Source organism: Sulfurovum sp., from assembly GCF_036568385.1.
In the GTDB taxonomy this organism is placed as follows: domain Bacteria; phylum Campylobacterota; class Campylobacteria; order Campylobacterales; family Sulfurovaceae; genus Sulfurovum.
Genome location: NZ_DATCSP010000026.1, coordinates 1 through 12,692, shown reverse-complemented (window position 1 = coordinate 12,692; position 12,692 = coordinate 1). Strand labels below are relative to the sequence as shown.

The 12,692-nt window shown below is 47.0% G+C and carries 14 protein-coding genes; 9 read left to right on the top strand and 5 right to left on the bottom strand.

Annotated features, from left to right (window positions below):
* Nucleotide 1: 1 nt before the first annotated feature.
* On the top strand, nucleotides 2-982 hold the full coding sequence (locus VIM88_RS02750) for a hypothetical protein (protein ID WP_331861351.1): 981 nt from the start codon (nucleotides 2-4) through the stop codon (nucleotides 980-982).
* An 8-nt stretch (nucleotides 983-990) separates the two neighbouring features.
* Here VIM88_RS02750 and VIM88_RS02745 read toward each other — a convergent pair whose 3' ends face one another.
* Nucleotides 991-1,641 carry a class I SAM-dependent methyltransferase gene (locus tag VIM88_RS02745; RefSeq protein WP_331861350.1) on the bottom strand — a complete coding sequence of 217 codons (651 nt, stop codon included), beginning with the start codon at nucleotides 1,639-1,641 and terminating at the stop codon, nucleotides 991-993.
* A gap of 63 nt (nucleotides 1,642-1,704) precedes the next feature.
* Here VIM88_RS02745 and VIM88_RS02740 point away from each other — a divergent pair, with 63 nt between their 5' ends.
* Nucleotides 1,705-2,808 carry a TRAP transporter substrate-binding protein gene (locus tag VIM88_RS02740; RefSeq protein ID WP_331861349.1) on the top strand — a complete coding sequence of 368 codons (1,104 nt, stop codon included), beginning with the start codon at nucleotides 1,705-1,707 and terminating at the stop codon, nucleotides 2,806-2,808.
* Here VIM88_RS02740 and VIM88_RS02735 read toward each other — a convergent pair.
* Nucleotides 2,805-3,851 (bottom strand): DUF234 domain-containing protein, encoded by a 1,047-nt coding sequence (locus VIM88_RS02735; protein ID WP_331861348.1) that lies wholly within the window; start codon nucleotides 3,849-3,851, stop codon nucleotides 2,805-2,807. The genes VIM88_RS02740 and VIM88_RS02735 overlap by 4 nt on opposite strands.
* 231 nt (nucleotides 3,852-4,082) lie before the next feature.
* Here VIM88_RS02735 and VIM88_RS02730 point away from each other — a divergent pair, with 231 nt between their 5' ends.
* From VIM88_RS02730 to VIM88_RS02710, 5 genes are all read left to right on the top strand, one after another.
* Entirely contained in the window at nucleotides 4,083-5,576 is a 1,494-nt protein-coding gene (locus tag VIM88_RS02730; RefSeq protein ID WP_331861347.1) for a SulP family inorganic anion transporter, read from the top strand.
* 158 nt (nucleotides 5,577-5,734) lie between these two features.
* Nucleotides 5,735-6,520, top strand: a complete 786-nt coding sequence (locus VIM88_RS02725; protein WP_331861346.1) for an arginyltransferase — start codon at nucleotides 5,735-5,737, stop codon at nucleotides 6,518-6,520.
* An 85-nt stretch (nucleotides 6,521-6,605) separates the two neighbouring features.
* Nucleotides 6,606-8,036 (top strand): protein adenylyltransferase SelO, encoded by a 1,431-nt coding sequence (locus VIM88_RS02720; RefSeq protein WP_331861345.1) that lies wholly within the window; start codon nucleotides 6,606-6,608, stop codon nucleotides 8,034-8,036.
* Between the two features lie 12 nt (nucleotides 8,037-8,048).
* Complete coding sequence (locus tag VIM88_RS02715; RefSeq protein WP_331861344.1) at nucleotides 8,049-8,192, top strand: hypothetical protein; 144 nt, start codon at nucleotides 8,049-8,051, stop codon at nucleotides 8,190-8,192.
* A gap of 120 nt (nucleotides 8,193-8,312) precedes the next feature.
* Nucleotides 8,313-8,786: a YhcH/YjgK/YiaL family protein gene (locus VIM88_RS02710; RefSeq protein WP_331861343.1), complete on the top strand. Its 474-nt coding sequence runs from the start codon at nucleotides 8,313-8,315 to the stop codon at nucleotides 8,784-8,786.
* Here the strand turns inward: VIM88_RS02710 and VIM88_RS02705 are convergent.
* Nucleotides 8,783-9,085 (bottom strand): hypothetical protein, encoded by a 303-nt coding sequence (locus VIM88_RS02705; RefSeq protein WP_331861342.1) that lies wholly within the window; start codon nucleotides 9,083-9,085, stop codon nucleotides 8,783-8,785. The genes VIM88_RS02710 and VIM88_RS02705 overlap by 4 nt on opposite strands.
* 173 nt (nucleotides 9,086-9,258) lie before the next feature.
* On the opposite strand from VIM88_RS02705, the gene VIM88_RS02700 reads away from it, so the two are divergent.
* Both VIM88_RS02700 and VIM88_RS02695 read left to right on the top strand, forming a co-directional pair.
* Nucleotides 9,259-10,245, top strand: coding sequence for a hypothetical protein (locus tag VIM88_RS02700; protein ID WP_331861341.1), 987 nt, complete (start codon nucleotides 9,259-9,261; stop codon nucleotides 10,243-10,245).
* Between the two features lie 232 nt (nucleotides 10,246-10,477).
* Nucleotides 10,478-11,245 carry a M90 family metallopeptidase gene (locus VIM88_RS02695; protein ID WP_331861340.1) on the top strand — a complete coding sequence of 256 codons (768 nt, stop codon included), beginning with the start codon at nucleotides 10,478-10,480 and terminating at the stop codon, nucleotides 11,243-11,245.
* A 57-nt stretch (nucleotides 11,246-11,302) separates the two neighbouring features.
* Here VIM88_RS02695 and VIM88_RS02690 read toward each other — a convergent pair whose 3' ends face one another.
* Nucleotides 11,303-12,040: an alpha/beta hydrolase family protein gene (locus VIM88_RS02690; protein ID WP_331861339.1), complete on the bottom strand. Its 738-nt coding sequence runs from the start codon at nucleotides 12,038-12,040 to the stop codon at nucleotides 11,303-11,305.
* A 130-nt stretch (nucleotides 12,041-12,170) separates the two neighbouring features.
* Nucleotides 12,171-12,599: a thioredoxin TrxC gene (gene trxC / locus VIM88_RS02685; protein WP_331861338.1), complete on the bottom strand. Its 429-nt coding sequence runs from the start codon at nucleotides 12,597-12,599 to the stop codon at nucleotides 12,171-12,173.
* Nucleotides 12,600-12,692 lie beyond the last annotated feature (93 nt).

Here is a 12,692-nt window from a genome sequence, read left to right as displayed (position 1 = left end):
GATGAAAATAGAAGATATTCTGAACCTGACAGAGGGAACACTGGTCAACACGCCTAAAATACAGGCCATAGAGGCCGCTACGGTTTTCTTTTCGAAAGTAGAACACGGGGACCTTTTCTTCTCTTCAAACCAGGAGGAGATAGACCAGGCCATCGCCAACGGTGCCTATGCCATCGTCTATGACGATGAGAACATCGTAAGAAAAGATGATGAAATAGCCTGGATAAAGGTCTCTGACATTCAGCTGGCGGCCTTTAAACTCATCCGCTATGTCACCCTTAAAAAAGAGGCGCAGTTCTTCCTGCTTTCAGAGCATGAACTCACCTTTTTGAAAATGATACTTTTGCACAAGAACAACATTGCTTTCATCTCCAAGGATTGGCGCAAGACATTTGAGATGATACTCAACTCCGACAGTTCTCTCTTTGTAGGTACCGATAAGGAACTGATGCAGCTGATCAAACCCGATGTGCAAAAACTCAGTAAGGAAGTGGACGGCTATCTGATATCCGATACCCTCTTTCGAAGTACCTTCAAGGTAGGCGGCTTTGTCTATCAGGAAAAGGAACTGATCCCTTTTCACCTGGAGTATCTGCTGCGTGTGATAGATTTTTGTGAAACGCATGAGCTTCCGTACTCTGTAGAGCGCCTGAAATATACCAAGCACTTTACCCCTGTTTTCATAGACGGCAAGCTTAAAAGCACCAAGGCGAGCAAAAGCGACAAAGTGGCCATCTTCACAGACAACATCAGCGATATCGCCAAAGCGCGGGAATATGTCATGAGAAGCAATATGTGGGTCAAAAGTATCGTGCTGACGCCGCCCAAGACCAAAATACCGGGTATCGACCATCCCCACTGGTTCAAAACAGAAGATGAAGTGCGTGATCTGCTCAAAAATATGCACTACAACTATGCCTTTATCTACAAAGCGGACAAAAGTATCCTGAACACGATCCAGGAAGAGTATTCGCTTTTCTAGCACTTGGTCTATGCTGAGTGCTGCTGCTTCCTTATGACAACCATATTGGTTCCGTTATCCCCTATGAGCTCACAGCCATAGATCCTGCAAAGCACTTCAAAGGTCCGGACGGTAAAAAATACGATATGCGTAGGGTCCTGATGGTAGTACCATTTCTGGAAGGCTTCTCTGTCATTGGGATGGAACTGCGTTTGCAGGGCCAGGTAGCCCCCCTCTTCCAGACGTTCCAGTAAACTTTCAAAGACCTCTCTCGGCTGGTGCAGATGCTCAAACACTTCCGTGGAGACGATAATGTCATATTTTTTAGTATCAATGAGGGTCTCTGGATGGTAGATCGGATCGAAATAGTCACATGCCATCCCCTCTTTCTCCAGCATCCTGCAGAGCAGAGACGTCGCCCCGCAGCCGAAATCCAAAGCGGTTTTCGGGTCACCCGTCAAAGGCAGGATAAAATCCAGGAAGCGCTGAAAATAGGCCTGATACCCCGCATCGTTCTCGTCATTCTCATGAAGGTTATAGCGCTCCTTTTGTGCAGAGAGCTCCTGGTAGTATTCCGGTGATTTAAAGATATATTCGCAATGGTCGCAGTGATAGTATCTGATCTTTTTTTTCTCATCTATGAACGAGTCGCAACTGTTATGACAAATATGGCACTTCATTTCACCCCTTTAAAACGTACGTTATGTTACTATTAAAGCTATTAATCCAAGGACAATGAAGAGATGAAAAGAAGAGATTTTATAGCAGGTACGGCCATCGGTGCTACCGCTTTGGCACTGGGCGGATGTCACAGGGAAGAGGAAAAGACAGAAGGGGTTGCTTCCCATGTCAACAGAGGGCAGAAAGTGACACTCAAACTGGCTACCTCCTGGCCCGCACACTTTCCGATCATGGGCACAGGCATCGATGCTTTTGCCAAGCGCTGTCTTGAGCTGAGCGGAGGCACGCTTGAGATCAAGGTCTACCCCAAAAACATCCTTGTCCCTGCACTTCAGGTCTTTGACTCCACCTCTGCGGCACAGATAGATGCCTTTCACTCCGGTGTCTACTACTGGAAAGGCAAAAATGCTGCATTCTCCATCTTCGGAGGCATGCCGCTAGGACTGACCAGCGAAGAGATGATCACCTGGATGAAATTCGGCGGTGGATACGAGCTTTGGCGTGAAATGTACGCCAAGTTCAACCTCTATCCTCTGGTAGGCGGGACCACAGGACCCCAGATGGGCGGCTGGTTCAAAAAAGAGATCCACTCCCTGGCCGATCTCAAGGGGCTGAAGATGCGTATTCCCGGCCTCGCGGGAGAGGTGATGGAGAAGCTCGGTGTCAATCCTGTACTGCTGCCTGCGGGCGAGATCTACACCGCCCTTGAGCGCGGCACCATCGATGCGACCGAATGGGTAGGACCTGCACTGGACAGGCTGATGGGCTTCGATAAAGCAGCGCCCTACTACTATACAGGCTGGCATGAGCCGGGCTCTATCCTTGAGATCACCTTCAACAAAGCGCGCTGGGAGAAGCTGAGCAGCGAGCATCAGGCGATCATCACAGCGGCCAGCGAAGAGATGACAAGCAACATCCTGCAGGAGTTCCGCTATGAAAATGCCAAAGCGCTGCAGGAGCTTCCTGAACATGTGCAGATCAGGACCTTCCCTAAAGATATGATGGATGCGGCCAAAGTCGCACTCCGGGAAGTGCTCGAGGCGGAGAGTGCCAAAAGCAGCGATTTCGCGCGTGTGCTGAAAAGCTATCAGGACTTCGTCAGGCTGAACAAACCCTGGGACGACATCAGCACCAAGAACTTTCTGAATATCAGAGGGGAGATCTAGTACTTCTTATTGGTATATGTCAGCAGGTCATTTTCGCTCAGGTCATCCATCAGGCCGGCCAGGTTCCGCAGAGAGAAAAGCTGGAGCTTTTCCCCTTTTTCTTTTTTCAGTTCAGAGGTGAATTTGTTTTTGGAAAAGAGGACAAAGGTGTCCACATCCAGCTGTGCCTGGGCGCATTTCTCCTTGAGTTTGGTCAGTTCGCTTTTGTTCGCTTTTGACTTGGCGTATTTGGTCGAGCCGGCTATCATTTCGCCGGATCGTCTTTTGATCAGAATATCGATCTCGACATTCTTGTCCCAATAGCCGCCAATGCCGATGATGGGATCGCCTTCGAACGCCTCTTTGAAGCCTTTCGTGAGCATTTCCAGAACAAGCTGGTCATAGATCAGTTCAGAAAATCCGGTTTTTGTCTTGGCCCAGTGTGCCTTCATCTCTGAGTAGTCCCCCTCTTTTATCCCCTTGTAGTAAGGCGAAACAGCAGCGAACCAGAAACGCATGAAAGGCTGGACAAAAAGCAGTTTATCCGAATTGCCCTCTTCCTCTTTCAGCGGTTTCTCTACAGACCTGTCAAACATCAGCAGACCGCTTTTCACAAGCCAGTCTATGGCCTCTTCCCCCTCTTCCCTTTTGACATTCGCTTTTTTAAAGGCCGAATGCTCCCGCCTGTCGCCAGAGGCGATGGCAGAAAGCAGTGCATGATAGAGGGGTTTGCTCTTCGTGATGTGCGCGATATCTCCATGGATATACCTGTAATTTTTAAGCACTTTCTCTTCTATCAGCGCTTCGAGAGGTCTGGAAAGGTCAATATGCCATCCTGTACCACCGAAAACGGAAAAGTATTCCACCGCCTGTTCAAGATCCGTGGCACGGTTCTGAAAACAGAAAGAGCGGAAATGTTCCAAGAGTGTCGGGTGATCGGTTGTTTTTTTAGACATAGCATGAGACCTTGTTTTGTTTGAAAGATTATACCAGAATATGGTATCAAACCCTGCCATATCCGTATCATCTTTCAATACAGTATCTGCCGTGATGTGCTTTTTCACCTAGAGTTCACTTAGCTCTATATCAGTTGCTTATGATAAAATTCTTTTTAATTTTACAGATACGTTCAATGCTGTACTGACCCCTAAAGGAACCTGCTATGTGATGCTTCTTAAGAAGACATTGAAACTCTTCCCCTGATTTTTATTTTACTGACACCTTGCGCCTGGAGAGATGACCGGGCAGAACAGAACTTACTTACGTACAAAAACTTACTTACAAAAAGGAATACTATGCTGCTACTTTCTAAAAAAGAGGAATGGCTCGGCAACATACGCGGTGACCTTCTCGCCGGTATCGTCGTGGCCCTCGCACTCATCCCCGAAGCGATCGCCTTCTCGATCATCGCCGGGGTCGATCCCAAGGTCGGGCTTTATGCCTCGTTCTGTATCGCCGTCGTCATCGCCTTCGTTGGCGGACGCGCTGGAATGATCTCCGCTGCAACGGGTTCCATGGCACTGCTCATGGTAACCCTCGTCAGAGAGCACGGGCTGGAGTACCTGCTGGCTGCCACGTTACTGACAGGCGTACTTCAGATCCTTGCAGGCTACCTGAAGCTCGGTGCACTGATGAGCTTCGTATCGCGCACGGTCGTCGTCGGTTTTGTGAATGCTTTGGCGATCCTGATCTTCATGGCGCAGCTGCCTGAACTGACCAATGTCACCTGGCATGTCTATGCGCTTACCGCAGCGGGACTTGCGATCATCTATCTCTTCCCCTATGTTCCCAAGATCGGGACGCTGCTGCCTTCGCCGCTGGTCACCATCCTTCTTCTTACTATTGTCACCGTCTTCATGGGCATTGACGTACGTACGGTCGGTGATATGGGAGAGATGCCGGACACGCTTCCTATCTTCCTCTGGCCTGATGTACCATTGAACTTCGAGACACTGGCCATCATCTTCCCTTACTCTGCGGCACTGGCTGCAGTGGGGCTTTTGGAGTCCTTCATGACAGCGACCATCGTCGACGATATGACCGACACGGACAGCGACAAGAACCGCGAAGCAAAAGGTCAGGGGATCGCCAACATCGCTTCGGGATGTATCGGAGGAATGGCAGGCTGTGCGATGATCGGACAGTCGGTCATCAACGTCAAGTCAGGCGGACGCGGTCGGCTTTCGACCTTTACAGCAGGACTGCTTCTGCTTATCATGGTCGTTTTCCTGAACGACCTTATCGCGCTGATCCCTATGGCGGCACTGGTGGCGGTGATGATCATGGTCTCTATCTCCACTTTTGACTGGGCTTCGGTCAAGGGACTCAAGACCCTGCCGCTTTCGACGAACCTGGTCATGCTGACCACCACCATCGTCGTTGTGTTCACCCACAACCTGGCACTGGGTGTCTTGGCAGGGGTACTGCTGGCATCGCTTTTCTTCGCCAACAAGATCAGCCACTTCATGTACTGGGACAAGATCTGCGACGGCAACGGTGACACCTGCACCTACAAGTTCGTCGGGCAGGTCTTCTTCAACTCTGCCGACCGCTTCGCCGATGCCTTTGACTACAAAGATGATATCAGGAAGGTGGTCATCGATGTGACACGCGCCCACTTCTGGGACATCACGGCGGTTTACGCCCTGGACAAATCGGTCATCAAACTGCGCAAGATGGGCAAAGAGGTGGAAGTGGTCGGAAAGAACGAAGCGAGCAAGACCATCATCGACCGCTTTGGCGTCTACGACAAGCCTGAAGAGATCGAGAAAGTGATGGGCGGACACTAGCATATATCGGACCTGGGGAAATAGAAAGCGTTCTGTTTCCCCTTTCTGGCAGACACAAAACCTCCGGTGCTTGATAAAATATCCGCTACAGACCACATACGCTCCTTCCGTCTGTACCAAGAGAGATATCATCAGAAAATTTTGCTATAATTGCGATTATGCATAACAGAAATAACCTAGACCTACTCATACCAAAATCAATAGACTACTCCAAGAATGAACACCCCTGTTCCTACATTCCTGGCAGACAGACAAGGATGAACTACAAAAAGGTCGAAATGGTCTCCAAAACGTTTGCCACTGCGGTGATCCAAAGAGGCTGGAGACGCTACGGGAAAAACTTTGTCTACCCTGTCTGTTTCGGCTGTACCGAGTGTAAAAGCATGCGTATCGATGTGGCGAACTTCAAGTACTCCAAATCTCAGCGAAAAGCCATCAACAGAAACGAAGAGACAAAGATCGTGATACAGGAACCGAGCATCTCTCAGGAGTATCTTGACCTCTACAACAAATACCATGCCTATAAAGCCAAGCGGGATGGCTGGAACCACCAGGACATCACGATGCAGGAGTATTATGAGAACTTTGTGGACGGGGCGCATGACTTCGGGAAGGAATTGCTCTACTATATCGATGACAAGCTGGTAGCGGTGGACCTGATCGATATCCTGGATGACGGGATCAGTTCTGTCTACTGTTACTATGACCCGAACTACCCACGGAACTCACTGGGTACCTACTCGCTGCTCTATGAGATCAAGCTTGCTGAAATGCTGGGTCTTGACTGGGTCTATCTTGGGTACTGGGTCGAAGGGTGCAAGGCGTTTGAGTATAAAGAGAACTTCCAGCCTATGGAGATACTCGAAGGCTACCCCCGTGTCTTTGAAAAGCCGGAGTGGAAACCCTGGGAGCCTGCCACCACAAATTCCTCTTGCGACCATTGAGTCCTTACAGGGCTCTCTCCTCCTTTATTGACACAAATTCATACTTTATAAGTGACATCAAAGCTTCTCTAGCTAATATGGGCTTATGAAACTGAATGAATTAACATTGACCAATCCCTACCTGCAGCTCCCCGCCGAGTTTTATGACAAGGTGGTACCGACCCCTCTTGCAGACCCCTACCTGATACATGCCAATCCGGATGTGGCAAAGATACTCGATATCGATGAGGAGGAACTTCAGAGCGACACCTTCGTAAAGTTCCTGAACGGTGAGTACCTTGCCCGGGGTTCTGAACCCTTTGCCATGTGCTATGCCGGACATCAGTTCGGGCAGTTTGTTCCCAGGCTCGGAGATGGAAGAGCCATCAATATCGGTACGCTGGGCAAGTATCATCTGCAGTTAAAAGGTGCGGGGATGACCGTGTACTCCCGTCATGGCGACGGACGTGCCGTACTGCGTTCGAGTATCAGGGAGTATCTTATGAGCGAAGCGATGCAGGGTCTGAGCATCCCCACGACACTCTGCCTGGGGCTGATAGGCTCTGAACATCAGGTCAGACGCCAGGAGATAGAAAAAGGGGCGATCGTCTGCCGCGTGAGTTCTTCCTGGGTCCGCTTTGGTACGTTCGAGTATTACGCGCACCAGGGAATGTTCGAGGAACTGAAGGCGCTGGCCGATTATGTGATCGACGAGAACTTCCCCCATATAAAAGGAAGAGAGGACCACTATACTCTGCTCTTCAACGAAGCGATGGTCATCACCGCCAGACTGATGGCACAGTGGATGTCTGTCGGCTTCAACCACGGTGTCATGAACACGGACAATATGTCCATCGCCGGACTGACCATAGACTACGGACCGTATGCTTTTTTGGATGATTTTAGACACGACCATGTATGCAACCAGACGGATGTACACGGACGCTACAGTTTTTCAAACCAGCCCGAGATCGCGAAGTGGAATCTCAAGTCCCTGATGATGGCCCTCAGTCCGTTGACGACGATGGAGAAGCTGGAGAAGAACCTGGCCATCTATGATAAGATCTATATGAGGTATTTTCACTACTATATGTGTAAAAAACTCGGCTTCGAAGGCACCGTAGAGGGAGACCCTGAACTGATAGACGATATGTTGGATATGCTGGAAAGTCTGCAGGTCGACTATACGCTCTTTTTTAGAACACTGAGCCACTATGAGGGTGACCGAAATGCACTGCTGGCAACCGGGCTTTACCATGAACCCATGCATGCATGGCTGGACAGGTATGATGAGCGTATCAAACACATAGATGCCACTGAGAGAAAAGAACAGATGCTCTCTACCAACCCCAAGTATGTACTCAAAAACTATATGCTTCAAGAGGCTATAGATGCCGCGGAACAGGGTGATTTTTCTGTCGTGGACGACCTGTTCAAGATCGCCCAAGACCCCTTCGATGAGCATCCGGAGTTCGAAAGATGGGCGGGCGCCACACCGAAAGAGTTTAAAAACAGAAAACTGAGCTGTTCATCTTAACAAGGAAACCCCATGGATCAAAAAGAATTACTGGATCTCTATCTTGAAAAGCTGCGTCTGTTAGCGCTGGAGAAAATGGAAGAAAACAACCTGAGTGTGATCGAGGCGTTAAAAGCGTCTATACTCTACCTTGAAGGCGAGATGCAGGGATACTAGAACATCCTGCTTCCAGCCTGCTGCAAACCATCGAACATACTTCTTTTTGCCGACATGGCAAGCCCTGCCGTCACAATTTACTGTACAATGCTAAAGATGAAAAGATACAAGGATTGAAGTATGATCATTGACAGACTGGAAAACTGGAAGCATTACCACTTCGGACCTGCATGGACAAAAGCATTTGAATTTCTGCTTGCCTTGTCTCCTGATGCAGAAGAAAAGAAGTATACGATAGAGGGTGATGATATCTTTGCCATCGTTATGAGCTATGATACCTGCACTCCGGAAACATCTTTGTTTGAATCACACCGGAAATATGTGGACATCCAGACCACTCTGACAGGCGCCGAAAGGTTTGAATGCGCTTTTGCAGACACGCTTTCGGTCCAGGTACCCTATGATGCTGCAACGGATGTACAGTGGTACAAGCGAACACTCCCAGGACAGACACGCGTGGATGTCTCTCCGGATATCTTTGTGATGCTCTACCCTCATGATGCTCATATGGCAGCCTTGATGACAGGTGAAAGATCGGAACATGTCAAAAAAGTAGTGGTGAAGATAAAAGCTGAACTCCTGCTCGATACTTAGCCGAACATGCTTCTTGTAAGCAGCAGCGTGGCAAGCCCTGAAATCATAAAGATACTGAAAAACTTCATATAGAACCGGTTGTTTATCATCGTGGAAATGATGGTACCTGCGACTAACGCAACCGCCAGAAGACCATACAGCACGAACATCAGCAGTACCACATGCTGCGGCAGTTCCATCGGCTTTTCATCGGGCAGCACGAAGGTCTGGAGCCCGACAGCTACGATCCAGATATAGAGCATCACAGCAAAGAAAGCTGTCCAGAACAAAAACTGTATCTTCCCGCTTCGTATCAGCATATTTTTCCTTTTTTACATATTATACTTTTCTTACTCTTTCAAGCACTCTAACCATGCAGGGTTAAATTTTGGAATCACGATAAATACACAAATGTTTTATATAGTATAAGAATGATTTATAGCCAAACAGAGTTGGAGATTTAAAAGCATCAGCAAAATATAAAGGATCTAAGATGAAAAATTTATTACTATCTATAGCACTCGGCTCTGCGACCTTACTTTCTGCAGCTCCTATGTCAAATACGGACGAAAACATACGCCAAAAAAGAGACAACATACATCAACGTGCCCAGTCTCAAGAACAAAAAAGACAACCCCAAAGACAAATGAATCAAAAAGATCCTCGAAGGGTTGAAACACAAAGAACCATGAGAAGGCAAGAGCAGCCTCAAAAAACCAGACAGCACCAGGAACAGCAAAGGCAACCTCGAAGACAGACCGATCAAAGAGCTCCTCAACGGGTCGAAACACAAAGAACCAAGAGAATGCAAGAGCAGCCTCAACGAACCAGACAATATCAGGAACAACAAAGACAACCCCAAAGACAGACCGATCAAAGAGCTCCTCAAAGGGTCGAAACACAAAGAACCATGAGAATGCAAGAGCAGCCTCAACGCACTAAACAGTACCAGGAACAGCAAAGACAAAGATCGCAACCTGTTCATCAAAGAGAGTTACAAAGAGAACAGACCAAACGCAGTTTTACACCGCAAGAACGAGAAAGACGGATAACCGAACGTATCAAACAAAGGGACAGCATCCAAAGAACGTTTAGAACTCATGCCGAGTTTAAACATGCGAGACCGCATTTAAGAACCAACTATTATCATATATATCACAAGAGGGACTATATACGTCGTCCTAATATAAGACAGGTAGGAATACTATATTTCATCAGTAACTGGTATTTTATCTATAGAGACAGACATGCACCTTTTTATGATCAATATGGCTATTTCTATGGATTTTTCAATCAATTTGGCTATTTCTTTGAGGGTATCTTCTATGCTTATGACAGATACTACACCTATGAAGACAGATTAAGAGGAAGAGGACTTTTTGATAACAGATATTATGAACCTTATCTTGAGGATGACTATGATGACTGGTACGACATCTATGATGATCCTTATTATTACGATGATCCCTATTATGATTAGGTCAAAAGGATGTCAGAGATACTGGCATCCTCCCCTGATGAATACGTATTTCTGATCAGAGATATTGCCTGACCCAATAAATACCTGAAGCTAAAAGTGTTACACTTGTAGCGATACACTTCTATTATAAGGTTTTTCGGCAATGGCGAGCTATTATCTTCTACTCATACAATTTCTTTTTACGCTTATCGCACTCTTTTTGTTTTGGCAAAGTGTAGGTTACTTTCGTCGTATGTGGAGGTACAAGAGGATCAAAGCCATACCTTTTCCAAGCTCCTATGTGGCCATACTGCAAAACATACACCCGTACCGGACACTCCCACCCGAACAAAAAGAAAAACTCCACTTTATGATACTTCTTTTCATAGATCAAAAAGAGTTCGTCGGTGCCAGAATGAACATCAATGATCAGATAAAGGTCATCATCGCATTTTATGCCTGTTTGATGCGGCTTGGATTTGAACTGGGGGAGCAAGACCATGTCAGTACCATCATAGTCTACCCCGAGCACTTCATTGTAGATGACTCACATGCCCGTGACGGTATATACCATACTTCTACATCCGTCCTCAAAGGCCAATCAGCCAATGGTACTGTAGTCATCTCATGGCAGGATATAGAGCAGCACATAGCTAAGCCGGGGAAAGAGAATGTCATCATCCATGAGTTTGCCCATGAGTTGGATTTTGAAGATGGCCTTGCAGACGGTACACCTCTTTTGGAAACTTCAAACTATCAAAAGTGGTCTGAAGTTTTCTCTAAAGCTTTTACTACATCAAGAAACCTTCAGAAGATGCATAAACATTCAGAAGGACTGAGACTTTTAGGTGACTATGCGCTCACGAATGAAGCTGAGTTTTTTGCAGTGTGCAGCGAGCGCTTTTTTCAGACACCTAAAGCGTTCAAAAAGCATTTTCCTGAAGTTTATGAAGAACTTAAACGTTTTTACAGACTTGATGCAGAAAAGTTATACGCATCGCATCCCGATCATAATGAATGATGTTCTTCTCGTAATTTACTTAATACCATCACCATTTGTTATGATCGGCTATGTTTCCTACTTCGCCTGTTCAATGAACAAAAAGATATAATCTTCCACTCTTGGCAAAAGAACCGTGCCATGACCATCGCCAGAGAGTATAAGCGTGGTACCGTTGATGGCTTTTTTGCCGTACTCTAAGGCATTGGTACTTGCACCTAGCGGATCATTTTTTGTAGCGATGAAGTAGGTTTTGCTCAGGGAACTTGAAAGTGCCATATCGCTTTCGCTGCTCTTTGACTTTCCGGCAGAGAGCGTAATGAGCGCTTTGGCATCATACTCATTGAGTACAGGAACCAACGATGTTCCACCCAGTGATGCACCTATCAGGTAAAGCTTAGACATATCCAGACCCTTGTCCTCTTCTAGCAGCTCCAGCCATGCTATTAGGTCTTGCGGTATGCTGGTAAAACCTACCTTTTGTGCACTTGTATCAAATGCCGTTCTGACTTCACCGGTGTTTTTAGCTGCTTGTACTTTATTTTCTACACCTTTTTGCATGATGGACTTGCCATGACCGCGAAGGTCTACACTGAGCGTCGCCATGCCCTTTTCATGCAGCTTTTCAGTGAGAGCATCCCATGAGTTATGGTCTGCACCAAACTGATGTGCCAAGAGTACGACAGGCGCAGCTTGAGCAGTACTTTGTGGTTTGTCCAGCCAACCGTGAAGTTCATATCCGTCTTCTGTGGTGAGGGTAAGTTCTGTAGCAAAAAGAGGCACTATCAATAAGAGAGCGAGTATAAATTTTTTCATGGGGCATCCTTTTATTTTTTTCATTATACACAAGTATATACTAAATAGGGATTGAAATGCGAAGGAAGCTCTATAGATAACATCGCTATTGAGGGATTTTTTAGAACGCTCAAAGATGGCAGTATGTATATCAGAGATATTGCCTGACCCACTCCTGTATCTGAGAACTGCTGCGTGCTCCAACAAATCTGTCTATCTCTTTTCCCTCTTTAAAGACAAGCACTGCCGGGATAGTTGCGATAAGGTTCTTAGAGCCCAGTGTCTGTTCATCATCGTTATTGATCTTCAAAAATTGTGCCTGCAGCGGCATCGCCATCGCCGCCAGTTCAAAATGTGGTGCCATGGCAATACACGGGCCGCACCAAGGTGCCCAAAAGTCTACGATCACAGGCAGATCAGAGTTAGTTATGAAGTTTTCCAGGATGTTGGCATTTCCATCAATCGGCCTGGAGTCTAAAAGTGACTCTCCGCACTGAGTACAGTGCTCTTCCGAGTATGACTCTTTTTTCTCTATTCTGCTTACTTCAAGACAATGGGGACAAACAACATTTACATTCATAGATCAACACTCCGATATTTTATACATCATTTTATAATTTAGTACGCATTATAGCGAACAAAGCAAACAGTCACACTTCCCTCAACTAAAGAT